This window comes from Paenibacillus cremeus (genome assembly GCF_007786445.1).
Classification (GTDB): domain Bacteria; phylum Bacillota; class Bacilli; order Paenibacillales; family NBRC-103111; genus Paenibacillus_G; species Paenibacillus_G cremeus.
Map to the genome: position 1 here is coordinate 166911 of NZ_VNJI01000003.1, position 25956 is coordinate 192866.

Here is a 25956-nt window from a genome sequence, read left to right on the forward strand (position 1 = left end):
AAACAGGAGATGAAGGCTATGCAAACACAAGACGGCATGAATTACGCACCGAAAGGAAAGCCTGCCCCGGTTTGTGAGAAGGGAGCTTTCCCGTTCGCGGCGATCGGTCTCGATCACGGGCACATTTACGGAATGTGCAACGGGCTTATTGAAGCCGGTGGACAGCTGAAATGGGTGTACGACCCGGACCCGGCTAAGGTGGACAAATTCATTCAAACGTATCCTGAAGTCCAGGCGGCAAGGTCCGAACAGGAGGTGCTGCAGGATCCGACGGTGAAATTGGTTGCCGGCGCGGCCATCACGTCGGAACGTTGTGCCCTTGGAATGCGCGTCATGTCGCACGGAAAGGATTACTTTACGGACAAAGCGCCGTTTACAACACTCGCACAACTGGAACAGGCCAAGCAAAAGGTTGCGGAGACCGGCTTGAAGTATGCGGTTTATTACAGTGAGCGACTGCACGTGGAAAGCGCGGTCTATGCCGGGCAATTGATCGAGCAGGGCGCGATCGGGCGTGTGCTGCAGGTGAGCGGATATGGACCGCACCGGATCAACGTGCCGTCCAGGCCGGATTGGTTTTTTAACCGCGAGCAATTCGGAGGCATTCTGTGCGATATCGGCAGCCATCAATGCGAGCAATTTTTGTATTACACCGGTTCCAAGGACGCGAAAGTGGTGAACAGCCAGTTGGCTAATTACAACCACAAGCAATTTCCGACGTTCGAGGATTTCGGCGATTGCAACTTGGTGGGTGACAACGGTTCCACGGGATACTTCCGTGTCGATTGGTTTACGCCGAACGGCCTCAGCACATGGGGGGACGGCCGTACGATTATTCTGGGCACCGACGGTTATATCGAATTGCGCAAATACGTGGATATAGCCAGAGAACAAGGCGGCGGGCACGTGTACCTTGTGAATCATGAGGGTGAGTATCATTTCAACGTAAAAGGCCAGATTGGATATCCGTTTTTCGGGGAACTGATTATGGACTGCCTGAACCGCACGGAGATCGCTATGACGCAGGAACATGCCTTTAAAGCGGCTGAGCTTTGTTTGGTAGCGCAGCGCGATGCCAAAATCATTGAAGGCTTGTAAAGTAGAGCTTGGGGGAATCAGCGATGAGAATGGTATTCAGATGGTTTGGAGAAGGCAACGATACGGTAACCCTCGGCCAAATCAGACAAATTCCCGGTGTGGAAGGCATTGTCTGGGCGCTTCACGACATCCCTGCAGGGGAAGAGTGGCCGCTTGAAAGAATGCTGGAGCTCAAAAAGCAGGCTGACGAATACGGCTTTCACCTTGAGGTTGTAGAGAGCGTCAACATCCATGAGGATATCAAGCTGGGCCTGCCGACTAGGGACCAATATATCGACAACTATAAAATAACAATCGAGAGGCTGGCCAAGGTCGGCGTGAAGGTTATTTGCTATAACTTTATGCCGGTGTTCGACTGGATCCGTACGAATTTATTTGAGCCGCTGGAGGACACATCCACTGCGCTCTTTTATGAAAAGGCGAAGATCGACAGCATGAATGATCCGGCGGAGCTGGTCCGCGTCATCAACGAGAATCCAGACTTCTCGATGCCGGGCTGGGAGCCGGAGCGAATGAAGCGTCTGCCCGCGCTTTTTGAGGCGTACAAGAACGTCGGGGAAGAGGACTTGTGGAGCAATCTCCAATACTTTTTGGAGCAGATCATTCCGGTTTGCGAAATTAACGACATCAAAATGGCGATTCATCCGGACGATCCGCCTTGGTCACTTTTCGGGCTGCCGAGAATTATGACGAACCGGGACAGTATCCACAGACTGCTGAAAATGGTGGATAGCCCTTATAACGGCGTCACCTTGTGCAGCGGGTCGCTTGGCGTAAACCCGAGCAACGATATCCCGGGCATGGTTAGGGAATTTGCAGACCGCATTCCATTCGCCCATATCCGAAACGTGAGGCTGTACGAGAACGGGAATTTCATTGAGACCTCTCACCGAGCCCAGGATGGTACGGTCGACATCTGCGATATTGTATCGGCGTATCACGAGAAGGGCTTTACCGGCTACGCCAGGCCGGACCACGGAAGACATATTTGGGGCGAGCAGTGCCGTCCTGGATACGGGCTGTATGACCGGGCTCTCGGCATTATGTATTTGTGGGGCATTTGGGACTCGCTTGAAAGAACAAAACAGGAGGCCGCAGCATGCTTACAATCAACGACAATTTAAAAGGTAAGGTAGCGGTTATTACGGGAGGCAGCGGCGTTCTTTGCTCCGCTATGGCGCGGGAGCTTGGACGGCATGGCGTGAAGGTGGCCATCTTAAACCGTACGTTGGAAAAAGGAGAGCAGATTGCGGCGAACATCAGGGAAGCCGGCGGGGAAGCGATCGCCGTGGCCTGCAACGTGCTGGATGCGGAAAGCGTAAAGGCGGCGGAAGAAACCGTGACGCGCCAGCTGGGCGTTTGCGACATTCTCATCAACGGAGCGGGAGGCAACCATCCCAAGGGCAGCACAACGAATGAAACCCTGAAGCCGGAGGATCTGGGAAATAAGGAGATTACAACGTTTTTCGATCTGACCGAAGAAGGCTTTAGCTACGTGCTCGACTTGAATTTCCTCGGGACGCTCATCCCAACACAGGCCTTCGCCAAAAATATGATCAACCGCGAAGGCGCGGTCATCATCAATATTTCCTCGATGAGCGCTCCTAGCCCGATGACGAAGGTTCCGGCCTACAGCGCTGCGAAGGCGGCGATTGAAAATTTCACGCAGTGGCTGGCCGTTCATATGGCGGATGTGGGTATCAGGGTGAACGCGATCGCCCCGGGCTTTTTCTTGACGGAGCAAAATCGAAGGCTTCTGACGAACGAAGACGGCTCCTTAACCGCCCGCTCTCATAAAATCATCACCCATACGCCCATGAGAAGATTTGGAAAGCCTGAAGATCTGCTGGGCACGCTAGTGTGGCTTGCGGACGATCAGATGTCGGGTTTTGTAACCGGTATCACGGTACCAGTAGACGGTGGGTTTATGGCCTACTCGGGAGTATAGCAGGGAGGCTCTATAAGGAGGTTGTAGTTCATGAAAGCAATGAATAGTACGGTTGCTCTGGATAAAAAGGATAGCATCGGAAAGCCGTTGGTAAAAAAGAAGGGTCTGCTTTTCTATATCAAATACGATTATATCCTATACCTTATGTTGATTATCCCTATTGCGTATATCTTGACCTTTAAATATGCTCCTATGTATGGCATCCAGATTGCTTTTAAGGATTACAACATTTTTCAAGGCGTCAGCATGAGTCCGTGGAATCACTTTGCAACCTTTAAGCAAATTTTCTCATCGCCGCAATTTTTTCAGGTGGTTAGAAACACTTTGATGCTTAACTTTTTGGATTTGATTGTGGGATTTCCAGCACCGATCATTTTGGCCCTTTTAATCAATGAGCTGGTATGGAATAAGTTTAAAAAGGTAAGCCAGACCATTCTGTATCTGCCGCATTTCCTTTCCTGGGTTATTATCGGCGGAATTGTTACTCAGCTGCTTTCTCCTACAGGGATGTTAAACTCCTTACTTACCCATATGGGTAGTCAAGCGTTACCTTTCCTCACCGACAAATATGCATGGGTGGCAACTTATTCTTTAGTCGGCGTATGGCAGAACGCAGGGTGGGGTACCATTTTGTATCTTGCTGCCATGACGGGTATTGACAAGCAGCTGTATGAAGCGGCTGACGCAGATGGAGCGGGAAGATTCCGGAAGATTTGGCATGTTACGTTGCCTGGTATCAGACCAACCATTGCGATCCTTCTGATCCTGCAGCTCGGTAATATTATGGCGATTAACTTCGACCGTCCATTCAACATTCAGAACAACCTTGTTATGGACTTTGGCGACGTTATCAGCACCTATGTTTATCGTGTAGGTATTCAATCAGCGAACTTCTCAGTCGGTGCAGCTGTAGGCCTGTTCCAATCTATTATTTGCTTAATTTTCCTGGTAACTTCCAATTTTATTACACGCAAATTAGGCGAAAATGGAATATGGTAGGGGGATTGACCTATGTCACATAATCTAAAAAATAGAATCGTTGACTATTCAGCAGCATTCTTTGTTGTCATTGCGGTTTTTATATGCCTGGTTCCGTTTCTCTATATTCTTTCACAATCCCTTAGCTCCAATAGGGCGATTATATCCCAGGCGGTGACCATCTATCCTATAGACTTTAATATCGAAGCCTATAAGGTGGTATTCGGGGATGCCGGTATGCTGTACTCCTTGGTTTATACGGTGATCCTGACGGCTGTATTTGTACTCATTTCATTGGCGGTTACCATACTGGCGGCGTACCCGCTGACGAAAAAAAGACTCAAGGGCAGAAATGCACTATTGCTAATCATGCTGTTTACCATGTATTTTAGCGGTGGTTTGATTCCGGATTATCTGAATGTAAAGAATCTGAGTCTTTTGAACACTCCCATGGCACTGGTTCTTCCGGGGATGATGAGCGTGTACTATATGATCATCCTGAAATCGTTCTTCCAGAGCTTGCCTGAAAGCCTGGAGGAAGCCGCGCACCTGGACGGATGCAACGAGCTGCAGATTCTGCTAAAGATTGTGCTGCCTCTTTCCAAGCCCGCACTGGCCACAGTCAGCTTGCTCTATGCCGTATTCCGGTGGAATTATTTTCAGGATGCGCTGTTCTACATTACAGACCAGCATTTATATACGATTCAGCTCAAGCTGTACAATGTGATCAATCTTTCACAGCAAATGTCTGGCGAGAATGTCAATGTAAATCTGCCTTCGGAGGCATTGAAGGCGGCGAGTATTATGTTTGGTACGGTTCCGATTCTTCTCGTGTATCCTTGGCTCCAGAAATACTTTGTATCCGGGATTATGATCGGTGCGGTTAAAGGTTGATATAGGTACGCGAAATGGATGATATTTCATCGATTTCGCGAATTTATAGAAATAAATTAGTATTAATATCAAATTTACAAAAGGAGAGGGTTTCTTTGAAGGTAAAGGCAAATAGATCGATCTGTGTTTCTTTGGTAGCGCTAACAATTATGTCTACTTTGGCTGCGTGCCAGAGTAATACGACAAGTGGCACACCAAGTGGTGCAGCAAGTGGTACAACAGGCGCTGCAAAAGAGCATCGAACATTAACGGTCGAAGTTTTCGACCGAGGCAAACCCGGACAGCCGGATTTGAATAATAACTTCTGGACAAAGTATGTCAACGATAATTTCGGCAAGCAGTTTAATGCCACAGTAAACTATGTTTCCGTTCCTAGAGCCCAGGAAGTAGACAAGTTGAACGTATTGATGGCAGCCGGTCAGGCACCTGACATTTCCTACACCTATACGCAGGGTGTTGTCTATAATTATGTACAGCAGGGTGGTTTGGCAGAGCTTGATCCAGTTCTCAAGCAGTATGGAACTACGCTTACCAAGTATCTTGGCGATGATGTATTAAAGTACGGTAAATTTAATGGCAAGCAGTTCGCTGTACCGGGTAAGAGGACGGTTCTCGCAGGTAACAATACATTTATCCGTAAAGACTGGCTCGATAAACTGGGTCTTCCAGTACCTACGACACCGGAACAGTTCTATAACACCATGGTGGCATTCAAAGAAAAGAATCCCGGAAATGTAAGCGGTGTCATTCCTTATGGTTATTCCCTGCAACCTTCAGGTCCCGGAATGGGCTATATACCAGAAGCCTTTAAGCCATCTAACCTTACGGAAGAACAGTTTGCTACACTTCAGCCTCAAGCGATCTGGTCGACAAACTGGAGTATGCCAGGGTTTGATAAAGCGGTTCAATATATGAACAAGATGTATAATGCAGGCCTGATTAGCCCGAATTTCGCCACGGACAAGGATGGAAAACTGCTGGACGCAGATATATCCAATGGCAAAGTCGGAGCATTTCAGACGAACTGGGATGGTCCGTACAGGACGGCTCCCGGCACCTATGCCAACCTTGCAAAGAACGTTCCTGGTGCTCAGCTTATTCCTATTGATCCATGGCAGAATGATGCAGGCAAACATCCTAAGAACGTGTACAGCCCGAATGGGATGTATATCATTATTCCTAAAACAAGCAAGAATGTGGACCTTGCCATTCAATACCTCAACTGGATGGCGGATCCTAAGGTAACTCTCTTCCTCCAGAACGGTCAGGAAGGCGTGGACTACAACATGGTTAATGGAGTTCCAAAACAGACGGGAACAACCAATACCGGCGAGAAGATGATGACGGTTGCAAATAACCTCGACTATGATATCCTTTCCAACGGTATCGAGCTTGGTGATCAGCAGAAGAATACGGCAGCCATTTCGGCAGGATATCCTGGTTATGAAAAGGATGCAGAGAATGCTTTAAAGGTAGGTATGGTGGACAATTATACAACCTACTTCTATTCAACACCGAATGCAGCTGATGCAAAAAGCAATACAGAGCTTAAGAATCTCTCAGCTCAAATGCTGGCCAAACTAATTGTTGCTAAGCCAGCCGAATTGGATGGCCTGTATAAATCATTGGTTCAACAGTACATGACTCAGGGCGGCCAGGCCGTTCAAGACGAGTATGTAAAAAATTACAAGGCTCAGAAGGGTAGTAAATAAGTTAGTCTTGAAGCCGTTTCATTAGGGAACGGAACAGCGCCGTACGTAAGGCCGCCGGATGTTGGCAGCCTCATGTACGGCGCTTGTTTGTTTATTACATTTAAAATTCCGAGATGATGATGTCAACTTCTTTGCCGATTTCGGATGAACGAAGTATCCCGTCGATAATGGCTTGATTGAACAGAATTTGCTCGGCTGGGATCGGTGCTGGCCGATCTTCACGGATCGCTTGGACGAAATCGTTTACTTTTTCAAAAAAACGGTCCACCTGATGCTGAAGTACAGGAATGTTGGTTTCGACATGTCTGCCGATTTCATCATGATACATCGTAATTGAACCTACTCCGCCGTCCCAAACCCCGTTCCACGGGCTTCCGTTATACGGTGCGGTGACCTTCAAGCCGGCGTCCGTTCCAAGAAAATAGGAAGCGCCGAGCGTGTCCATATGCATCGCCCATGAGATTTTGAACTGAAGCGTAATGTCTCCTTCGAGACGAATGAAGGCGGCTCCAAAATCCTCGACCTCAAAGCTTGCCGCTTCTTTGTGATACTTCGGATTCGTCCCGAAGTAATTGGAGGTTACGGCCGATACGGTAAGCGGCTTCGGATACCCGAGCGCATTCAGCGCCATATCTAGTGAATAGCAGCCGATATCGGCCATAGCGCCAGCGCCGGCGAGCTCTTTCTTGATGAAGGTGCCTCCCGGCATACCACGGCGACGCCCGCCTCCGGTCTCGACGTAATAGATCTTGCCGAGCTTACCGGACTGGACCAGCTCTTTAATCGCAACCATATTGGGGTCATAGCGGGGCTGGAAGCCGACGCTTAGCATTTTGCCTGTTTGTTTGGAAGCTTGAACCATCTCAACGCCCTGCTGCAGCGTAACTGCAAGCGGCTTTTCGACCAGCACGTGCTTACCTGCATGCAGCGCGTCGATGCTTGCCCGATGATGGGCCACATTCGGCGTACATACGCTAACTCCGTCCAGGTCCAGCTCCAGCAGCCGGTTATGATCCTCGAACGCCGCAGCGCCTTGAATTTCCTGGTCGGCGATGAACTGCTCTGCCTTACCGGGAACCACGTCCGCAATGGCGACGATTTCAACGCCAGGTATTTTTTTGTACGCTTTCGCATGGGCACGAGCAATGCCGCCGCTGCCGATAATGCCGATTCGAATACTCGATTTCATTCATAACGCCTCCTGTCTCTTAATGGGATGCTCTCTTCATTATAACGTAGGGGGGAAGAACGGGTAATCCGAGGAGGCGTCGTACGAGGTGCAAAAAAATGACGTTTAGCAACGACAAAAAAACAGCCAACACCTTGATTCCGTGTCTGGCTGTTTCGTTTCATTTATTTGTGCTTCAGAATTGCTCCACTTGTTTCTTTACTGCGAAGCTCTCTGCTTTTTTAGTCGAAACTCGTTTCACTAATAGGAAGTAGGAGAGCATCGCTGCTGCGCTTGTCGTCAAAATAATGACACCGAGCGGAACAGCTGTGTGTTCCCCGGCAATGCCGACTAGCGGAGAAACGACCGCACCAAGCAAAAAGGGGATGACACCCATCAATGCAGCCGCACTACCAGCCATATGGCCTTGGCTCTCCATCGCAAGAGGAAACGCTGCAGTGGATGTAATACCGATGGCCGCTACGAAGAAGACGAGCGGAATCACGAGAGCGTACAGCGGCCCGTGGAACATCGCAACCAATAAGACGGCGATGCTGGCAGCACCCGCGAGCAATAGACCGAATAACAGGAAGGTCTGTTCCGATACACGGTGTGCCATTCGACCGACCAATTGCGAGCCGATAATCAAGGTGATGCCGTTGGAGCCGAACAGCAAAGCAAATACCGTAGGGGAAACTCCGTAAATATTTTGATAAATAAAAGGAGTGCCGGAAACATAGGCGAATACCCCCGCGATCATGATCCCCTGTGCGAGCATATAGCCCGTAAAGGAGCGATCACGCAAAAGTGAGCCATAGTTTCGCAGCTGCTGAGTAAAATTACTGGGACTGCGGCGTTCGACAGGCAGTGTCTCTTTGAGACTCCATTTGGTCATGGCAAAGAGGTAAATGCCGAGCAGCGCTAGAGCAAAAAATACGCCAACCCAGCTTGAGAGCGCTAGAACACCGCTTCCGGTGACCGGTGCTACAAGCGGGCCCAAATTTCCGACAAGCAAAAGAAGCGAGAAAAATTTGGTGAGCTCGTGACCACTAAACATATCGCGAGCAATGGCACGGGAGATAACGATCCCCGCCGATGCAACAAACCCCTGCACGAGCCGCGCCAGGATCAGCAGCCAAATATTCGGGGAGATCGCACATGCTAATGCTGCCACAACATAGATGGCCATGGAAATGAGCAGCGGCTTGCGCCTGCCATAAACGTCGCTAAGGGAGCCCATGACCAGTTGGCCGATGCCAAGTCCCAATAAACAGGCGGTCAGACTGAGCTGTACGAGGGAAGCTGTCGTACCGAATTGCTCAACAATTTGTGGAAAAGCAGGCAAATACATATCGATGGTAAAAGGTCCAAGCGTCGAAAATAAACCAAGCAGCAGAGCAAGTCTGACGGCTGACTGGCTGTTCTTGTTAGTCATTGTATAAGTTTCTCCTATTCTTCATTCCATATCCGGAACTCTTCTCTCTATGTTGTTACACCATATCATAACTGTACTTGTTTTGACAACAGTTATTAGTTACTAAAGAAAAACGAAGGGGAAGGGGATAAAGGAAAGAAAAGATTGTGGATCGGAACAGAGCAGCTTTTATGTATGAAGAAAAAAAGGTATAATGATGGAGTGAGATTGAGAAATATGTATATCGTTTATTTTTTATTCAAGTTGTCTGATAACCTGATCACATGACATGTAGGCAAAAAGGAGAGTTGTTTTATGAAAGTATCGTTATTTGTTACTTGTTTAGTGGACATGTTCCAGACGAATGTAGGAAAGTCAACCGTAGAATTGCTTGAACGTTTAGGATGCGAAGTCGAATTTCCAGAATCACAAGTGTGCTGCGGGCAGCCAGCTTATAACAGCGGATATGTAAAAGAGACGATCGACGTCGCTAAAAATATGATCCGTACCTTTGAACATGCCGAATATGTAGTCACCCCCTCTGGATCCTGTGCGACCATGTTTGTTGAATATCCTCATCTTTTTGAAGACGATCAGGAATGGAAGAAGCGTGCGAAGGCCTTGGCCGATAAAACCTACGAGCTCACGCAATTCATCGTCGAAGTCCTTAAGGTAACGGATGTAGGGGCCAGATTATCTGGAAAAGCAACCTACCATACTTCATGTCATATGACACGGTTGTTGGGGGTTAAGGATGCTCCTTTTGTACTTATGAATCAAGTGAAGGATCTAGAACTTGTACCGCTTCCCAATGCCCAAAACTGCTGCGGCTTCGGAGGAACCTTCTCTGTGAAGATGACTCCCATCTCAGAGCAAATGGTAGATGAGAAAGTGGATTGTGTAGTAGATACGGATGCTGACTATTTGATAGGTGCGGATTGCGGATGCCTGCTGAACATTGGCGGTCGAATGGAACGGTTGGGGAAAAACGTGAAAGTCATGCATATTGCTGAGGTCCTGAACAGCAAATAAGGAGAGCATAGCCATGTCAATGAAAATAAGCGAGAAAAAGTTTAATGAGCGGATGGGTGAAGGGATTCATGACGAGGTGATGCGCCGCTCGGTATCGTCCGCGCAAGAGCGGCTTCAAACTCGAAAAATGGCCGCAGCCGAGGAACTCGGTAACTGGGAGAAGTGGCGAGACCTTGGAGAACAAATCCGCCAACATACATTGGAGAACCTGGATTATTATTTGATGCAGCTGAGTGATAATGTGGCCAAGCGCGGAGGTCATGTCTTTTTCGCCAAGACGAAAGAAGAGGCCGCTCAATATATTCAACAAGTGGCAGAGCGTAAGAGAGCGAAAAAAGTCGTGAAATCGAAATCGATGGTCACGGAAGAAATCAATATGAATCAGGCGCTCGAAGCCATTGGCTGTGAGGTAGTAGAAAGCGATCTTGGCGAATATATTCTTCAGCTCGATGATCACGATCCGCCCTCACACATCGTTGCTCCTGCCCTTCATAAAAATAAAGCCCAAATCCGTGAAGTTTTTCAAGATAAGCTGGGGTACGGGAATACCGAAGATCCTTACGAAATGACGAAGTTTGTAAGGAACATCTTGCGTGAAAAATTTATGGAGGCTGAGATCGGGGTTACCGGCTGCAACTTCGCAGTGGCGAATACGGGTTCGCTTTGTTTGGTGACGAATGAAGGGAACGCGGATCTGGTTATGGCCATTCCTAAAACGCAGATTGCCGTCATGGGTATGGAACGTCTCGTCCCTACAATGGAAGAGCTTGATGTTTTGGTCGGTTTGTTGTGCCGCAGTGCAGTAGGTCAGAAGCTGACCAGCTATATCACGGTTGCAGGTCCGATCGCCGAAGGAGAAGGAGACGGGCCGGAGGAATTTCATTTAGTCATCGTAGACAATGGCCGATCTGAGATTCTGGGATCTGAGTTCAGATCCGTGCTGCAATGCATTCGCTGTGCGGCGTGCATTAACGTCTGTCCGGTATATCGCCATATCGGCGGGCACTCGTATGGTTCCATTTATCCAGGCCCGATTGGAGCGGTATTAACACCACTCTTAGGGGGATATGATGATTATAAAGAATTGCCTTATGCATCGAGCTTATGTGGAGCATGTACTGAGGCTTGCCCTGTAAAAATCCCGCTGCATAATTTGCTGCTCAAGCATCGTCAGGTGATTGTAGAAAAAGAAGGCCGTGCGCCTTTAGCAGAAAAATTAGCGATGAAAATGTTTAGCATGGGAGCGTCCTCTGCCGCAATGTATCGCGTGGGTTCTAAGCTGGCCCCTTCTGCAATGAGTCCTTTTACAACGGGCGATCGCGTCTCCAAAGGGGTTGGACCTTTAAAAAACTGGACGGACATTCGAGAGTTTCCCGCGCCAAGCAAAGAAAGGTTCCGGGATTGGTTTAAAAATCATACAAAGCAGGAGGGAGAGTAATCATGCCGGGAACAATCCAGAACAGAGATTCCTTTTTAAATCATATAGCAAGCCAGCTTGGACGAGAGCGTAAGACTGGCGGGGTCACGCGGCCTGAATGGAAGCATAACGTCAATTGGGATGTTCTTGCGGAGTACAGCAACGATGAGCTTGTTGAAGTGTTTAAACAGCACTGTAATAAGATTCATACGACCGTTATTGAAACCACTAAGGCTCAATTATCTGACACTCTAAAGAAGCTTGTTGCTGAACAGGGTGGCGGGCCTATCGTAGCTTCTCAAGATCCGCGTTTTGAGGAATATGGCTTAACCTCGCTGCTTCAGCAAGAATGGCCCGAAGAAAACATTGATGTCTATCAATGGGACGCAGCCAAGAAAGAAGAGAACTTTCACGTGGCCGAAAAAGCCAATTTCGGAATTGTCTTTAGTGATTATACGCTTGCGGAATCCGGGACGATCGTTGTTAAGACGTGGGAAGGGCAAGGGCGGGCGCTTCATTTCTTGCCTACCATTTATGTAGCGATCATTCCACGAGAGACGATTGTGCCGCGCATCACACAGGCCGTCCATGACATGAATCAGCAGGTTGAGATGGGGAAAGCCGTTCCCTCATGCATCAATTTTATTTCGGGACCAAGTAATTCCGCTGATATCGAAATGAATCTCGTCGTAGGAGTTCATGGACCGCTTAAGGCGTTTTATCTTATCGTTTGAGATCTGCGAATGAAAAAGACTGCCCATTTCCATGACGGAAAGGGCAGTCTTTTTCGTGTTGGCTAAAGATCTTGATTATCGTTTATAGCCTTGCAGCTGCTGTTCGGCAATTTGAACCAATTTTCGAGTGATGTTACCACCAATTGATCCTGCATCGCGTGTTGCCAGATTCCCGTTGTAGCCCGGTTGTAATTGAATCCCCAGCTCTTGTGCAACTTCATACTTCATTTGATCCAGAGCAGCTTTAGCTTGTTGAACGACCAGTTGATTACTTCTGTTTGCCATTGTAAGCACTCCTTTTTAATTGGGGTAATCTTATTTTGCCAATGAAAGCGATTATTATTCAGCGGTTTTAGATTTCAGTATAGCCTTAGAATTTTGTTCAAAACCGTTGATAAAATCATGCCGAAACAGCAAGAACAAAGACTATGAAATGATGAAAAAGCCCGAATGCGTGCTCAAACACGTAGTCGGGCCTTTTCCGTTTAACATAATAACGCATTGTTGGATCGGAGAGATGGTCTACGGATTAGAGATGGACGCACCGAAGCGGCCCTCGTGCAGCAGCTCGGCCAGAGGCTTGCGGCTGCTCGGTTGCTCGCGCGCCTGCAGCGCCTCCGGCAGCGCTTCGCGCTCGCCACGGTAGCCGATCGCAACGACCGCGTGCAACGCGTAATCGGCCGGCACGCCCAGAGTCTCACGTGCCTTGTCGCGCTCAAAGCCGCCCATAGCATGTGCGATCAGCCCTTGGCGGCCCGCTTCCAGTGCGAGGTAGCCCCAGGCGGCGCCGGCGTCAAATGCGTGCGAGCGGCTCTCGGCACCGCGCGAGTTGATCATGGCCGAGGCGACGAGCACGAGCACCGGAGCTTTGCTGCACCACGCGGCGTTGCTCGGCGCGATAAACGACAGGAACGTCGCGCGGTCCTCCATCGTGCGGGCGATAATGTACCGCCACGGCTGCTCGTTGTTGCCGGAGGGTGCCCAGCGCGCCGCCTCGAACAGGCGGTACAGTGCCTCGTCCGGTACCGGCTTCTCCTTGAAGCTGCGCGGCGACCAGCGGTTCAGAAATTGCGGGTCGATCTCGTGGTCGGCATGCCGGTGCTCGGTCGCCTCGGATGTTACAGATGAATGATAAGTCATTATGGTCTCTCCTTATGCTTTTTATTTTAAGTTTGCTTACTTTATATTAGCGAATTATTAGAATGAAGCCAAGGGGGGCATACAAAGAATACCAGCAGGGCAATTTGACGAAATTAAGCACGGGTTATTGATATGATTCAGTGGAATCCCTAATGAAAGTTCCCATTTATGGTAAAAATAATCGTGTCAACAAGTGGTTGTCATCAGAGGGGGTATGAGTCTTTATGGATCTTGAGTGGGGGATCTTATTAAAAAGCGCAATTGTCGTGATCACTGGTGTATTTCTAGTCCGTCTGTCAGGACGGAAATCTATTTCTCAGATGACCGTCGCTACAACCGTAGTCATGATCGCGACTGGAGAACTATTAGCCCACAGCATTGTTGGACAGGAAATTTGGCGCTCCCTTGCTGCAGTCGCAGCGTTTCTGCTTACTTTGCTCGTTCTAGAATGGTTAACCTTGAAATCAGACCGGCTTCAATGGTTGATAGCAGGCAAACCTGTGAAAGTTATTGAGGACGGAAAAGTCGACTTAATGCAGCTTAGAAAGCTTAGGATGACGATTGAACTTCTTGAAATGAGACTACGGCAAGAAGGTATTAGCAGCATGTCCGATGTTAAGAATGCCACAATTGAGATCAATGGAGAGCTCGGATATGAGCTGGTAAGGGAAAAGCAATCTCTGACGGTTGGAGAATTTGAAAAGTGGATGGAACAATGGTTACGTAATCCGGAGCCACCACCAGCTGATGTCTCGTCTCCATCGATGTTTTCCACTCGGGTGCTATTAGACCATCCTAAAAACCTACAATGATGCTGTAATAAAATCATCGGAACCTGACCGATTTGATGTAAAATAAAAAAAACGCATTCTAGGAGGAACTTCGTACATGAACAATAAGCAGATGGAACGAATTCGCACGGGTCAAGGGTTCATTGCAGCGCTGGACCAAAGCGGAGGGAGCACGCCGAAAGCGCTTCAGCAATACGGCATCAAGCCGAGCCGTTATTCTAGCGACGAAGAGATGTTTTCCCTGGTGCATGAAATGAGGACTCGCATCATCAAGAGCCCTGCATTTGACGCGAAATACATCCTCGGGGCCATTCTGTTTGAGAACACCATAGACCGAAAGATTGATGGGATGTTTACGGCCGACTACTTGTGGGAGAAGAAAGGGATTGTGCCTTTTTTGAAGGTTGATAAGGGGCTGGCAGAATCCGACAGCGGCGTGCAGGTGCTTAAGCCGATTCCCGATCTGGAAGGTTTGCTCCGGCGGGCGGTCGAGCGCAATGTCTTCGGAACGAAGATGCGTTCGGTCATTCATGAGGCGAATCCGGAAGGTATTCGCAAGGTAGTGGAGCAGCAATTCGAGCTTGGTAAGCAAATTTGGTCTATGGGACTTGTCCCCATAATCGAGCCCGAGGTCGATATTAACAGCTTGGACAAGCGGGAATCGGAACGGATCTTGAAGGACGAAATCTTCAAACAGCTGTCAGCTCTTGCACCCGATGTGACCATTATGCTGAAAGTCTCGATTCCAACCGAGGACGATTTCTACCGTGATTTGATGGCGGAGCCGCACGTCGCTCGGGTCGTCGCACTGTCCGGCGGGTACAATCGAGAGGAAGCCAACGAGCGGCTGGCCCGCAATCATGGCTTGATCGCCAGCTTCTCCCGTGCCTTGGCGGAAGACCTGTCTGATCAACATTCAGACGAACAGTTCAACGAGATGCTGACCCGTTCCATCCAGTCCATCTACGCGGCGTCGATCACCTAATGCAAGCGATAGCGGAGCCCGCGCTCGCGAGATTAAAAACAAAAAAAGCACTGGCTCAGCGCCAGTGCTTGAATTATTTTGCTTCCTCTTGGTGAACGGATGGGCTTAATGCGTATAGCGTAGTCCGCAACGCAGTAGAGAGATCCTCCGTTTTTTCCCAATAAATTGTATTTAATTGATTCGTTAGTCTAGGCAGTGCTTCCCGCAGGCTGTACGGTATGGTGCTGATAACATGAATCCCTATCCCTAATGCATAGCCAGCGGCAAAACACCCCCTAGAGGTATCATCAGACAAATCTGCGACTAACAGCTTGCACTCTGAAATGAGTTCTAAGCTTTCATTTAAATTCGATGTCTCTACAAAACGGGCGTGAAATCCGTATTGCTTCAATAAAGGGGGGACTAAGTCCCGCCATATTTGCTGCAAGGATGTTTTGTGCAGCAATATCACACATGGCTCCGGTGCTATTTTTGCCATTCTTGCCGCAGTTTCGTCCCAGCCGTCTTTAGTGAGCTGAAAAGTGGTTCCGGATCTCTCGATCCATTTTTTATCCCGAAGCCGCTCAATTATATAAACAAATTCTTGTAAATTACGTGAATAGGCTAAATTATAATGCTCCGATAGAGGTCGGATGTGTATAGGTTCATCAGGCCCCGTGCATTGCTTATACAAATAACGAAGTAATAAGTATTCCTTCTCTTCGATCGTCACTGGAATATCCGCAGAGTTGCATATGGTTTCCAGATCCTCAAAAGACACATCAACCTTTTCACCGCAAACGGTCGAATTTCTTATATATCCGGAAATGATTGGAAAAGCCTGGCGTGATAAATCTAGAGAAAGGGACGCAAACGATGCATAGCTTTCTACTGTTAGGCTGTAATTACTTTCAGGGGCGCAGCAGCAACCGGTATAAATTTCCTTTTCGTCCTTTACTTGAAAAGAAACTATTTTGTTGCAAAATAAACAACGTTTTGTATCCATTCCTCTTCACCTCTATCAGTATGATTCGCACATACCGTCTAGTATAAGGGGGCATGAGGTGGCTACCATTATCGCTGCCACGCCCGGGAAATCGCTGCGCCTGTTCGTGTTTGAACTAAGCGTCGTCCCGTATGGCTAGCAGCGGAAAAAGACGACCGCCTAGAGGTTCTCCTTCCCGAAACGAAATTTCATCCGTCACGACATGCTTTCGTTCTAGAAATGTTGTGCCATCCGGCATATAAATGATAGCCAGCACCCTTCTCGGCTTATCAGTCTGGTTGGCGAAGGCGTAATGGAACGTCAGGCCGTGGTGGAATGTGCAGCTGCCTGCCTTCATCGGTACGACAACAGCCTTTGATGGCTCGTTCCCGTCGTCGGATAAATAATCGAACAGACTTTCAGGCTCGGTGAGGCTGATCCCTTTCAGCTTGCCGACATTGTGCGATTTGGGCACGAACATCATGCATCCGTTCTGTTCGTCTACGTCGTCCAGCGTAATCCAGATCGACAGCGGCCCGGTCTCCTTCATCGGCCAATAGGGGGCGTCTTGATGCCAAGGCGTCGGTTTCGAGTCTCCGGGCATTTTCCACAAGGCGTGATCGTGAAACAGCCGAATGCCCGAGGCACCTGACAGCTCCAACGCGATTTGCGCGAGGCGCGGATGAAGAACGAACTTGCCCATTGCTGCCGAATCCCTCCATGTGTTCACCTTCTGATTCAGCATCTTGTAATAGGCGCTGTCCTTGACCCTGGAGAACGACCGCTCGCTGTCGACCGACATTACCTCATCAAGCGCTTCCCGAAGCTCGGCCAACTCCTTCTGCGACAGCATGCTATCGAACTTGACAAACCCATTTTCCCTGTAAAAACAAATCTTTTCCTCCGACACGACTTGATTAGTCATTGTTTTCTGCTCCTTTATTTGTTTTGATATAGTTGTACCAAATTGGACTCCATCGGAGCTAGGGCAATCCGCTGTACCATATAGACGATCTGCTAAATGAAAGGGGATCCGCGCGATATGACCGGTCATCGCATTCTTTATGGCACGCATTATTTCAAGACAGGGGGAGATTGTCGTGGATCCGAACGAATGGATGAAGCGTGCTATGGAACGCAAGCACAGCGGCTATATCTATCAGTATTATGAGTCGGAGAAATATATTAAATTAGCCCTTGAAAAAGGGGATATTCATTTAATACGAGATGTATTGCATAAGTATAAAATATCCGGGCAGCCGGACCGTATGTCTAAGGAGGAAGCGATTTTCAATGACCGCGCCAATGTCATTCGCTTCATCGACACCGCTATGCGTGTTGCCATTGATCATCATGTGGATAGTGAAAAAGCCTGCGCGCTAGGTGAAATCATCATATCCGATATCAGCACTGTAACGGACCGCGTAGAGCTAATCGATGCTCTTGAAAAGGCCATACAGTTGTTTATCCGATTAATCAAAGAGGAGGAGAAGCATGCTTACTCTCTTCACGTAGAAAAATGTATCCGCTACGTCCAACAGCACATTTTTGATAATCTGAAGGTAAAGGAGCTTGCAATCCAACAGCAGATTAGTCCGGATTACCTATCCAACCTGTTTTTTTGTGAAACAGGCACTAATCTTTCTACTTTTATCCACAAGCAAAAGATCAAAGAAGCAGAGCTGCTGTTTTTATATTACCCTGCATACTCTATCAATGATGTGGCGACCATGTTATCTTTCAAGCATCTTAGTCACTTCTCAGCCCTCTTCAAAAGGTATACCGGAATCACCCCTAAAGAATATAAAAACAAACATATTACAACTGCTGCAAAAAACAGAGGGGCTGTCAGGTTAAGGTGAAGGTAATAGAGAGAAGTATAAATCACTTAGGAATATAGTAAGTTATTACAGTTTTATATAAATATCCTGAAAATGATGATGCTAATATAAAGCTACAAGCAATAGAAAGCGTTTGGACATTGCTTGAAAAACAATTTCAGGATGGTGCTGGAGATGACTTCAGAACGGTTATGGTGGCAAAAGCCGCTTCGGATCATACAGTTCAACTTACAGCAGAAGGACGCCCCCTTGATGGACGCGGAAAAAATTGCGCGCGAATCGGAAGAGATGGGCGCCAATGTTATTGTAATCAACGCTGGCGGCATCGTGGGATGGTATCCTAGCCAAGTGCGTTTCCATCATGTCAACGAATATATGGAAAATGGAAGGGATATTCTGCGTGAAATATTGGATACATGCCATGCTCGAGATATCAAGGTGATTGCCAGATTTGACTTTGCTTTGGCCGAGGACTATATCTATCATCAGAACCCTCAATGGTTCGCCCGCAATCCGGATGGAACGGTCATTTCACGGGGGAATGACCGTCCTGGTCTATGGCGGCGGCTTTACACGACCTGCATTAATAACGGCTATCAAAATGAGGCGGTAGGCCTCGCCGTACTTAACGAAGTTCTGGACAACTACGATGTTGACGGAATTTTTTGGAACGGTGGCTACTCTTCGCCTTGTTGGTGTGGTGTATGCCAAGAAAAGTACCTGACCAAATATGGAAAACCCATTCCTGAAAAAGCTTCTGAATTTGAGGCGGATTGGTTAGCCTCCTGCAACACGGAGAGTACGCAAAAATATTGGGATTTGATGCGCACAAAGGCTCCGGACAAGCTTTTTACACGCTATTATTTTCCTTTTAACCTCGATTTAGGACACAATATGACCTTACCTGCAGATAATATCAATGAGCGAAGCCGGACGGGGAATATGCTTTGCACCGAAGCGCAGGACGTGCTTTCTAAAGGTCAAAAGAATATCCCAGAATGGAGCGAGCCGGCCATTCGTATGAAGATGGGGCGGACTATGGAGGAGCTGCCTTCTCCGATCGGTATTATCCACGCCTGCCCGGGAATGGATTGGCGGCATGTGGGGCTGCCGGTGCCGGAATTCCTTTACTGGTCGGCGCAAATTAAGGCCAATGGAGGGTCGCATTGGTCCACGCTTACGGGAATTTGCGACACCATTGAGGATAAACGAATCCTGGACGGCGTTACCCAACTGAACCAGATGATCAAAAAAGTTGAAGATGACATGGATGAGGCCAAGTGTGCGGCTCAGGTGCTGTTGCTTAGTGACGACGGCACGTACGTCCAAGGTTGGGCAGATGGACTGATCAGCAACCACATTGAATTCGAAATGATGGCACATTATCAGCTGGACCTTGAAAAAATGAAACGCTACTCCGTCGTAGTCATACCTAAAGGCTTTGCTTTTCCTGAAGGGGCGAGCAGGTTGTTGGAGGAATATGTGAGCACTGGCGGGCATCTGATTGTCGAAGGTACTTCCGGTATCGAGCTCAGTCCCGTACTCCACCTGCTCGGAATTGAAGGGCAGATTGTCTGCAGCGAGCCAATGGTAGCAGCCTATCAGCGGATTGAGCCTGCGGGCAGCGTGCTGCATACCAAGCTCGGGAATACGGGACTAGTTCCGCTTCGCGGAAAAGTAGGGTTTTGTGTTCCGAAATCGAATACGGAGATCTACACCACCTGGGTTCCCCCTTTTGCTCCTGCAGATTCTGTTGGTGCCCCGCCGGAGAGGGCCAGCTTGCCGGCAGCTCAAACTCAGGTACCCTTAAGTATGATAAGTAAATTCAAAAGTGGGAAGGTCATGTATCTGGCCTATGAGCCCAGCCGATTGTATAGAGAATATGGGCTCAACGACTTCTGTAAATTAATTGGTGCCTATATCGACATCATGTTGGGAGAAAAGAAGCAATTGGAAGTTCATGCCCCTCATGGGGTACAGATTAGCCTGTTTAAAAAAGACAACCTCTATATGCTGCATTTGGTCAATGGTGTTGGACAACGGCCGATTAAGGAAAGCATTGCCTGCCATAACATCAAGTTTTCATTGAAGCTCAAGCCCGGTCAGCAGGTAAATAATGTAGAAGCCCGTATATCAGGCCGACCTGTTCCCTATGAAGTCAGGGATGACGTTTTAACGGCAGAGCTTGAAGAGTTAGGTGTGTGGGATATGGTCTGCGTTGAGTTCTTGTCATAATATAATAGATCAACAAAGAGATTCTGGAAAATTTCCGGGGTCTCTTTGTTTTAATTACAACCTATCGGCAGTTGTAGCTAGTTTTCTTATTAAAGCGGTTATTACCAAGAGTAAAGGAAGCACAAATTCAATAGTATAATTGAAAAAAACATTGGAGGGGAATAAGAGAAGCGGATAATCATTTAGCCTAGACCATTGGGCGGATCCAAGCGCAAGGGCATAATAATAAACCGAAAGTTTCAAAAAGGCCCCGGCCACCCAAAGAGCCATCACAACCGACTCCAAACGGGTCAAGAAATTGCCTATACTGATATAACTTGCAGCGCCGATAGCCGGATACGTCAGCGACGATGTGATGTTACCGAATAATAATACATTAATGGTTAGCTGCCGCTGGCGGCTTTGGCGACTCAGCGAGCTGCTCACCGGTGTAAAACTCGATTAAACAAAAAAGTTAGCATATTTGATATCAGAATTGAAAGACTATAAGGACAGAGGTGAGAAATACCATGAAAGTTGTTGGTTTAGGATCACAGCGATTGAAAGTCAGCCAAGAAGGCTGGCTGTAGGGGAATGAGCACATACATTTACGGACCAAGCGATGATAAAGAAAGCTTGGCTACGCTGCATCGGGCAGTCGAACTAGGCGTAACGTTCTTTGACACCGCAGAAACCTATGGAATGGGGCACAACGAAGAATTGCTTGGCCGCGCGTTCGCTGGTTATACGTGAGCGTGTAGTGACCGCAACTAAGGTTGGCTTTGGCTTTGCGGAGGATGGTAAGGTCAAGATCGTCGATGGCAAGCGCGTAGTGGACGGAAGTCCAGAGCATGTCGTTGAAGCTATCGAAGGTTCGCTGCGCCGCCTAAAAAGGATTACATCGATCTGGTTACCTTCACCGTGTATCGACCCAATCGTGCTCATTGAGGAGACGATCGCGGCGATGAGTAAACTCGTTGCAGAAGGCAAGATCGGCCCTATCGGCTTGTCCGAAGCTGCATCCAATACAATTCGGCGTGCATATGCCATTCACCCTGTTACTGCCGACAGATTTGATGCCATTGAGAGAAGGATCGTTTTGGTTCTGAATCAGTTAGATGTCGAACAGGTAAACTGGCATCCTAACGAGTCTAGTAATAGCATAACCAACTTGATCATTCATATTAATGGCAATATTAACGAGCGTATAGGCAAGGGAATAAATCATAAACCATTCACAAGAGATCGCGATAAGGAATTTGAAGCACAATTTAAAACAAAGGTCGAATTAATCGAGATGATCCAATCTTCACTTGGAGTGGTTAAAGTAGCTTTAATGACATTGAAAAACGAGCAATTTTCAGAAGTTCAACAGATAGGAAACCGTGAACAAACGAACTTAGAGATGTTTATTCAGAGTGCGACACACTTTTCGGAACACAATTCCGTACCCAATAAGAAACCACTTTAAACAAGAATTTTTCCGGTAACACTGTTCGTGGGCTTAGCCCCCTAATGGTGCAATAAGGTGAAACGTGGTAGGGATCCATTAAGTTCCCAATGACACTATGAGAGTCTGCTTATATATTTAATATAAAGACATCATAGAGCTAACAGAGGGAACAACGATGATATCCATAAAACGAATCATTCAAGCATTCATGATCATTTTGCTGCTGTTGCCCAGTTATCGTATCGCTCATGCTGGTGTTGATGACCCTAATACAAAAGTAAATAGTATGATAGATACCTATGACCAGCGACTGAAGGACATCCAACAATTGGAAAGTCAGCAAACCGAATTGTATGGTCAGCTTTCTACCATTAATCAGCAAATTTTTGAATATGATCGATTGGTCAAAGAATTACAACCGAAGATCGATGAAGTTACAAAAAAGATTCAGTCCTACCAAACGGAGATTGACAATGCTCAGAAACGGATGGAAGACCGAAACAGTCTTCTGAAGACTCGACTTCGAAACATCTATATCGACGGAAGGGTTTCTTATTTGGATGTTCTTTTTTCTTCAACGAATTTTAGTGATTTTATCGACCGCATGACTTACTTGACAATGATCGTAATGAAAGATCAGAGTCTAATACAAACCATTAATGATGAGAAAGCAAATCTGGATGGCATTCAGGAAGAGCTGCAGCAGCAGAAGAGCTTACTCGTGGAGCAGCAAAATACATTCACTACGGCGAAAGCGGATCAACAAAAAAAGAGCGATGAACGCCTAAGCATTCTGGCTCAGCTGCAGCAGAAGAATCAAGAAGAGAAGGGGGCTGCTGCAAAAGAAGCCGAAGAATTATCGGGGATTGATGCGCAGCTCGCTCCTGCTGTGGAAGCGCGGCTAAAGGAAACCTTAGTACAGAAAATTGATGGATCTGATGCATGGGGCTGGCCCGTTCCTTCCTCGCATGAGATCACTTCCGATTTCGGTTCTCGTGCTGATGGATTTCATGCAGGAATTGATATCGGTGCTCCTCTGGGGACATCGATCGTTGCTGTCGATAACGGGATTGTACTGTTCGCCGGGCAAGCTAACGGATTCGGCCATTGGGTCGTGATTAAACACGCTAACGGGTTAATGAGCGTATATGGGCATATGTATGGTGACGGTATTTATGTTACTGCTGGCCAAGAAGTAAAACGGGGGCAAGTCATTGCTGTCGTTGGAAGTGACGGGGAGTCCACAGGCCCGCATCTTCATTTTGGCGTCGCAACCGGAATTACTGGAACTCACATGGACTATATCGATCCCCGTACTTATTTAGGATTGGTGACTCATTAAAAGTGAACAAGGGCGCACTGGCTATCCTCGCCAGCAGCGCTCTTGTTTTTTTACCCACCATTCCCTGAGCTGGATTTGACTAACCCAAAACACGTTCGTATAGTTTAGAGTGGAGGACCAGGAAGATCTCAGTCGATTCGGAGAAATAACGCTAGGAAGGAACGAAGAACATGCTCAAAGGTAAAATAACCTTGATCACCGGTGCGGGAAGCGGTTTGGGTAAAGACATAGCAATCGGTCTTGCATCCGAGGGGGCAGAAGTTATATTGGTTGGACGACGAGAGCCGATGCTCAAACAGACGCTAGAGGCCATCGAAAGAGAAGGCGGAAAAGCCGCTCTATACGTGACAAACGTAACGGATAAAGATGAGGTCAACATACTGGCACAACATGTGTTAGAGAAGCATGGCGTACCTGCAATGCTAGTCAATTCTGCAGGCACTTATGGGGAGATCAGCACGATTGCGGACAGCAACCCTGATATTTGGATCCATACCCTTATGACGAACACGGCCGGTTCGTACTTAATATGCCGGGCGTTTGTCGGAGCGATGGTCAAAGAAGGTTGGGGGAGAATCGTTAATATAACCTCTGCCGCATCGCTTTCCAAGCCGAATCCGAAGAACAGTGCGTATGCCGTCAGCAAAGCGGCGTTAAATCTGTTCACCAGACAATTGGCTGCAGAGGTGCAGGGTACTGGCGTTACGGCAAATGTGCTGCATCCAGGCGAGGTGATGACCGAGATGTTTGATACTATAAGAGCCACCTCCGCCTCCAGTGGAGATATGACGGGTTGGGTCCAGTGGGTTCAGCAGACGGGTGGGGACTCACCGGATAAGACCGTAAGGCGGATCCTTGACTTGACCAAACCCGAATCCTCCGAGATCAACGGTCAATTTCTGTGGATTAAAGATGGTCTCAAACAGCCTTTACCAAGCTGGGAAGTGGATGATTCATTACAATAAAATAGGAGGAATCGGACCATGGGGATTTTAGAAAAAATGCGATTGGATGGAAAGAAGGCATTAGTTACAGGAGGCGCAAGAGGCATCGGAAAGAATATCGCAATCGCTTTAGTTGAGGCAGGGGCAGAAGTTGCTATCGTGGACATTGATATGGACGAGGCCAGAAAAACTTCAGAAGAGCTAGCTGCGAATGGTGCCAAAACAATGGCTCTTCAAACGGACGTCACATCACCTGAACAAGTGGATACAATGATTAAAGATATTGTTAGAGCATTTGGAAAATTAGATATTGCATTTTGTAACGCGGGAATCTGTATGAATATTCCAGCATCTGAAATGACTTTTGAACAATGGAAGAAAGTTATTGATATTAACCTTACAGGCGTTTTCTTAACTGCTCAGGCAGCCGGAAAACAGATGATTAAACAAGGCAAGGGCGGTTCGATTATTAACACTGCTTCTATGTCGGCACATATTGTTAATACTCCACAGCCACAATGCTCATATAATGCATCAAAAGCAGGCGTAATACAACTTACAAAATCATTGGCAGTCGAATGGGCGCAACAAAATATTCGAGTTAATAGTATTAGCCCTGGTTACATAGGTACGGAATTAACCTTGAACTCCCCTACACTGAAACCTTTAATTGAACAATGGAATGCCATGTCCCCGCTGCACCGTATGGGGCGCCCGGAAGAGCTGCAAGCAATCGCTGTATATTTAGCTGGAGATACGAGTCACTTTACTACAGGGGCAGATTTTATTATTGATGGTGCATTTACTTGCATCTAAGTAAGTTGGTTTATGTGTTCTCTAACACATTAAAGGTGGGATATCATTGCTGGAATTATTCTTAAATAAGCCGAAGCAAATAGAACTAAAAGCTATGGCAGCGCTGCCCGCCTTGATGGACGACGAAGTGAAGATTCAATTGATCTACGGCGGGATTTGCGGATCCGATCTTAGTGTGTTTCTTGGGAAGTTGTCGCATGCTGCTTATCCACTTCGACCGGGACATGAGTTGCTCGGACGAATCATCGAAGCGGGAAAAAACGTACCTTATGAAACGGGTACAAGGGTTATCATTCAGCCAAATTCGTATTGTGGCAAATGCCGTAGCTGTATGGATGGCAAGACCAATATTTGTCCGGAGAAGAAATCGATGGGCGTTACAGTAAATGGCGGCTTCTCAGAACAATTCGTTATCTCGTCAAAGTATGTCATGCCGGTCCCAGACGACCTTCCCGATAAAAAAGCGATACTAGTTGAACCGTTTGCCGTGATAGTGCATGCATTTAAGAAGGTTCATATTGCAAAGGGGACCACTGTTGCTGTTATCGGGTCTGGAAATGAAGGCATGCTCGCCGTCGCACTAGCTAATTATTTAGGCGCCGATGTAACTGCTATAGACATCAATCCTATCAAGCTGGAGCTAATAAAATCGTTTGGGGGCATCAGGGCTATCCATCCGAATGAATTGAATGGGGAAACATTTGATATCGTCATAGAGGCGGCCGGGGCACAAAGTGCTTTTGAAACAGGGCTGCAGCTTGTAGCGCCGGGTGGACAAATGGTTCTGATCGGACTCACGCCAGAGGCCACCATACCAGTTGTTAGGGTAGTCAGAAGCGAAATCACCATACATGGATCAATCATCTACAACGTTCCCGATGACTTTCAGCAGGCGATGGTATACTTGCGGGATCAAAACTTTAACATTCAACCCGTTGTATCCAAAATCATTCCATTTACTGACTATAATAGCGCATTCGAAGATGCATTGTCTGGTAACTATGGGAAGATTGTAATGGATTTTGGGAAAAACCCAGTTTAGTTCAATTTACAGAAGATAGGATGATACAT

At 47.6% G+C, this 25956-nt stretch carries 24 protein-coding genes and 1 pseudogene; 18 read left to right on the forward strand and 7 right to left on the reverse strand.

The genetic code is table 11. The features are described from left to right. Window positions 1–18: 18 nt before the first annotated feature. From FPZ49_RS03860 to FPZ49_RS03885, 6 genes are all read left to right on the forward strand, one after another. Entirely contained in the window at window positions 19–1098 is a 1080-nt protein-coding gene (locus FPZ49_RS03860) for a Gfo/Idh/MocA family protein (protein ID WP_144843447.1), read from the forward strand. A 23-nt stretch (window positions 1099–1121) separates the two neighbouring features. Continuing rightward, a complete protein-coding gene (gene uxuA, locus FPZ49_RS03865) occupies window positions 1122–2222 on the forward strand; it encodes a mannonate dehydratase (protein WP_144843450.1) in 1101 nt (366 codons plus the stop codon). Continuing rightward, a complete protein-coding gene (locus FPZ49_RS03870; RefSeq protein WP_144843453.1) occupies window positions 2198–3046 on the forward strand; it encodes an SDR family oxidoreductase in 849 nt (282 codons plus the stop codon). The genes uxuA and FPZ49_RS03870 overlap by 25 nt, the downstream gene beginning before the upstream one ends. A 39-nt stretch (window positions 3047–3085) precedes the next feature. Further along, entirely contained in the window at window positions 3086–4045 is a 960-nt protein-coding gene (locus tag FPZ49_RS03875) for an ABC transporter permease (protein ID WP_144843661.1), read from the forward strand. A gap of 12 nt (window positions 4046–4057) precedes the next feature. After that, window positions 4058–4918 carry a carbohydrate ABC transporter permease gene (locus FPZ49_RS03880; protein WP_144843457.1) on the forward strand — a complete coding sequence of 287 codons (861 nt, stop codon included), beginning with the start codon at window positions 4058–4060 and terminating at the stop codon, window positions 4916–4918. Window positions 4919–5013: 95 nt separating this feature from the next. Then, window positions 5014–6630 (forward strand): extracellular solute-binding protein, encoded by a 1617-nt coding sequence (locus tag FPZ49_RS03885; RefSeq protein ID WP_261381229.1) that lies wholly within the window; start codon window positions 5014–5016, stop codon window positions 6628–6630. A 100-nt stretch (window positions 6631–6730) separates the two neighbouring features. On the opposite strand, the gene FPZ49_RS03890 is transcribed toward FPZ49_RS03885, so the two are convergent. Together FPZ49_RS03890 and FPZ49_RS03895 are read right to left on the reverse strand one after the other, a co-directional pair. Further along, the gene (locus FPZ49_RS03890; protein WP_144843463.1) at window positions 6731–7819 is read right to left on the reverse strand and encodes a Gfo/Idh/MocA family protein; all 1089 of its coding nucleotides are present in this window, start codon (window positions 7817–7819) and stop codon (window positions 6731–6733) included. A 175-nt stretch (window positions 7820–7994) separates the two neighbouring features. Next, entirely contained in the window at window positions 7995–9233 is a 1239-nt protein-coding gene (locus tag FPZ49_RS03895; RefSeq protein ID WP_144843466.1) for a multidrug effflux MFS transporter, read from the reverse strand. A gap of 294 nt (window positions 9234–9527) precedes the next feature. Between FPZ49_RS03895 and FPZ49_RS03900 the strand changes: the two genes are divergently transcribed. The 3 genes from FPZ49_RS03900 to FPZ49_RS03910 are packed head-to-tail and all read left to right on the forward strand — an operon-like array spanning window position 9528 to window position 12395. Next, window positions 9528–10244, forward strand: a complete 717-nt coding sequence (locus FPZ49_RS03900) for a (Fe-S)-binding protein (RefSeq protein WP_144843469.1) — start codon at window positions 9528–9530, stop codon at window positions 10242–10244. 13 nt (window positions 10245–10257) lie between these two features. Further along, complete coding sequence (locus tag FPZ49_RS03905) at window positions 10258–11682, forward strand: LutB/LldF family L-lactate oxidation iron-sulfur protein (protein ID WP_144843472.1); 1425 nt, start codon at window positions 10258–10260, stop codon at window positions 11680–11682. Between the two features lie 2 nt (window positions 11683–11684). Further along, a complete protein-coding gene (locus FPZ49_RS03910; RefSeq protein WP_144843475.1) occupies window positions 11685–12395 on the forward strand; it encodes a LutC/YkgG family protein in 711 nt (236 codons plus the stop codon). A gap of 75 nt (window positions 12396–12470) precedes the next feature. Here FPZ49_RS03910 and FPZ49_RS03915 read toward each other — a convergent pair whose 3' ends face one another. Then, window positions 12471–12680, reverse strand: a complete 210-nt coding sequence (locus FPZ49_RS03915) for an alpha/beta-type small acid-soluble spore protein (RefSeq protein WP_144843478.1) — start codon at window positions 12678–12680, stop codon at window positions 12471–12473. A 237-nt stretch (window positions 12681–12917) separates the two neighbouring features. Continuing rightward, window positions 12918–13535: a nitroreductase family protein gene (locus FPZ49_RS03920; protein ID WP_144843480.1), complete on the reverse strand. Its 618-nt coding sequence runs from the start codon at window positions 13533–13535 to the stop codon at window positions 12918–12920. A 224-nt stretch (window positions 13536–13759) separates the two neighbouring features. Between FPZ49_RS03920 and FPZ49_RS03925 the strand changes: the two genes are divergently transcribed. Both FPZ49_RS03925 and FPZ49_RS03930 read left to right on the forward strand, forming a co-directional pair. Beyond that, the gene (locus FPZ49_RS03925) at window positions 13760–14347 is read left to right on the forward strand and encodes a DUF421 domain-containing protein (protein WP_144843483.1); all 588 of its coding nucleotides are present in this window, start codon (window positions 13760–13762) and stop codon (window positions 14345–14347) included. A gap of 76 nt (window positions 14348–14423) precedes the next feature. Continuing rightward, entirely contained in the window at window positions 14424–15311 is an 888-nt protein-coding gene (locus FPZ49_RS03930) for a fructose bisphosphate aldolase (protein WP_144843486.1), read from the forward strand. Between the two features lie 73 nt (window positions 15312–15384). On the opposite strand, the gene FPZ49_RS03935 is transcribed toward FPZ49_RS03930, so the two are convergent. Then, window positions 15385–16296, reverse strand: a complete 912-nt coding sequence (locus FPZ49_RS03935) for a hypothetical protein (RefSeq protein ID WP_144843489.1) — start codon at window positions 16294–16296, stop codon at window positions 15385–15387. Between the two features lie 115 nt (window positions 16297–16411). Continuing rightward, the gene (locus tag FPZ49_RS03940) at window positions 16412–17200 is read right to left on the reverse strand and encodes a phytanoyl-CoA dioxygenase family protein (RefSeq protein ID WP_186445597.1); all 789 of its coding nucleotides are present in this window, start codon (window positions 17198–17200) and stop codon (window positions 16412–16414) included. A gap of 175 nt (window positions 17201–17375) precedes the next feature. Here FPZ49_RS03940 and FPZ49_RS03945 point away from each other — a divergent pair, with 175 nt between their 5' ends. Together FPZ49_RS03945 and FPZ49_RS03950 are read left to right on the forward strand one after the other, a co-directional pair. Beyond that, entirely contained in the window at window positions 17376–18137 is a 762-nt protein-coding gene (locus FPZ49_RS03945; protein WP_222429858.1) for a helix-turn-helix domain-containing protein, read from the forward strand. Window positions 18138–18290: 153 nt separating this feature from the next. After that, on the forward strand, window positions 18291–20351 hold the full coding sequence (locus FPZ49_RS03950) for a family 10 glycosylhydrolase (RefSeq protein ID WP_222429859.1): 2061 nt from the start codon (window positions 18291–18293) through the stop codon (window positions 20349–20351). Window positions 20352–20405: 54 nt separating this feature from the next. Here the strand turns inward: FPZ49_RS03950 and FPZ49_RS03955 are convergent, their stop codons facing one another. Further along, complete coding sequence (locus FPZ49_RS03955) at window positions 20406–20777, reverse strand: GerAB/ArcD/ProY family transporter (protein ID WP_144843500.1); 372 nt, start codon at window positions 20775–20777, stop codon at window positions 20406–20408. A gap of 147 nt (window positions 20778–20924) precedes the next feature. Between FPZ49_RS03955 and FPZ49_RS37415 the strand changes: the two are divergent. The 5 genes and pseudogenes from FPZ49_RS37415 (at window position 20925) to FPZ49_RS03980 (ending at window position 25927) form a co-directional block, all read left to right on the forward strand. Further along, a pseudogene (locus FPZ49_RS37415) lies at window positions 20925–21801 on the forward strand (aldo/keto reductase). A gap of 157 nt (window positions 21802–21958) precedes the next feature. Further along, window positions 21959–23125 (forward strand): murein hydrolase activator EnvC family protein, encoded by a 1167-nt coding sequence (locus FPZ49_RS03965; protein ID WP_144843503.1) that lies wholly within the window; start codon window positions 21959–21961, stop codon window positions 23123–23125. Window positions 23126–23295: 170 nt separating this feature from the next. After that, window positions 23296–24090, forward strand: coding sequence for an SDR family NAD(P)-dependent oxidoreductase (locus FPZ49_RS03970; protein WP_144843506.1), 795 nt, complete (start codon window positions 23296–23298; stop codon window positions 24088–24090). Between the two features lie 18 nt (window positions 24091–24108). Then, window positions 24109–24885, forward strand: a complete 777-nt coding sequence (locus FPZ49_RS03975; protein WP_144843509.1) for an SDR family oxidoreductase — start codon at window positions 24109–24111, stop codon at window positions 24883–24885. A 46-nt stretch (window positions 24886–24931) separates the two neighbouring features. Continuing rightward, a complete protein-coding gene (locus FPZ49_RS03980; protein ID WP_144843512.1) occupies window positions 24932–25927 on the forward strand; it encodes a zinc-dependent alcohol dehydrogenase in 996 nt (331 codons plus the stop codon). Window positions 25928–25956: the final 29 nt, after the last annotated feature.

What these genes read in the sequence shown, in the direction of transcription:
- FPZ49_RS03860 (WP_144843447.1), top strand. Translation starts at nt 19, where the DNA reads ATGCAAACACAAGACGGCATGAATTACGCACCGAAAGGAAAGCCTGCC.
- uxuA (WP_144843450.1), top strand. Translation starts at nt 1,122, where the DNA reads ATGAGAATGGTATTCAGATGGTTTGGAGAAGGCAACGATACGGTAACC.
- FPZ49_RS03870 (WP_144843453.1), top strand. Translation starts at nt 2,198, where the DNA reads ATGCTTACAATCAACGACAATTTAAAAGGTAAGGTAGCGGTTATTACG.
- FPZ49_RS03875 (WP_144843661.1), top strand. Translation starts at nt 3,086, where the DNA reads ATGAATAGTACGGTTGCTCTGGATAAAAAGGATAGCATCGGAAAGCCG.
- FPZ49_RS03880 (WP_144843457.1), top strand. Translation starts at nt 4,058, where the DNA reads ATGTCACATAATCTAAAAAATAGAATCGTTGACTATTCAGCAGCATTC.
- FPZ49_RS03890 (WP_144843463.1), bottom strand. Translation starts at nt 7,819, where the DNA reads ATGAAATCGAGTATTCGAATCGGCATTATCGGCAGCGGCGGCATTGCT.
- FPZ49_RS03895 (WP_144843466.1), bottom strand. Translation starts at nt 9,233, where the DNA reads ATGACTAACAAGAACAGCCAGTCAGCCGTCAGACTTGCTCTGCTGCTT.
- FPZ49_RS03900 (WP_144843469.1), top strand. Translation starts at nt 9,528, where the DNA reads ATGAAAGTATCGTTATTTGTTACTTGTTTAGTGGACATGTTCCAGACG.
- FPZ49_RS03905 (WP_144843472.1), top strand. Translation starts at nt 10,258, where the DNA reads ATGTCAATGAAAATAAGCGAGAAAAAGTTTAATGAGCGGATGGGTGAA.
- FPZ49_RS03910 (WP_144843475.1), top strand. Translation starts at nt 11,685, where the DNA reads ATGCCGGGAACAATCCAGAACAGAGATTCCTTTTTAAATCATATAGCA.
- FPZ49_RS03915 (WP_144843478.1), bottom strand. Translation starts at nt 12,680, where the DNA reads ATGGCAAACAGAAGTAATCAACTGGTCGTTCAACAAGCTAAAGCTGCT.
- FPZ49_RS03920 (WP_144843480.1), bottom strand. Translation starts at nt 13,535, where the DNA reads ATGACTTATCATTCATCTGTAACATCCGAGGCGACCGAGCACCGGCAT.
- FPZ49_RS03925 (WP_144843483.1), top strand. Translation starts at nt 13,760, where the DNA reads ATGGATCTTGAGTGGGGGATCTTATTAAAAAGCGCAATTGTCGTGATC.
- FPZ49_RS03930 (WP_144843486.1), top strand. Translation starts at nt 14,424, where the DNA reads ATGAACAATAAGCAGATGGAACGAATTCGCACGGGTCAAGGGTTCATT.
- FPZ49_RS03935 (WP_144843489.1), bottom strand. Translation starts at nt 16,296, where the DNA reads ATGGATACAAAACGTTGTTTATTTTGCAACAAAATAGTTTCTTTTCAA.
- FPZ49_RS03940 (WP_186445597.1), bottom strand. Translation starts at nt 17,200, where the DNA reads ATGACTAATCAAGTCGTGTCGGAGGAAAAGATTTGTTTTTACAGGGAA.
- FPZ49_RS03950 (WP_222429859.1), top strand. Translation starts at nt 18,291, where the DNA reads ATGACTTCAGAACGGTTATGGTGGCAAAAGCCGCTTCGGATCATACAG.
- FPZ49_RS03965 (WP_144843503.1), top strand. Translation starts at nt 21,959, where the DNA reads ATGATATCCATAAAACGAATCATTCAAGCATTCATGATCATTTTGCTG.
- FPZ49_RS03970 (WP_144843506.1), top strand. Translation starts at nt 23,296, where the DNA reads ATGCTCAAAGGTAAAATAACCTTGATCACCGGTGCGGGAAGCGGTTTG.
- FPZ49_RS03975 (WP_144843509.1), top strand. Translation starts at nt 24,109, where the DNA reads ATGGGGATTTTAGAAAAAATGCGATTGGATGGAAAGAAGGCATTAGTT.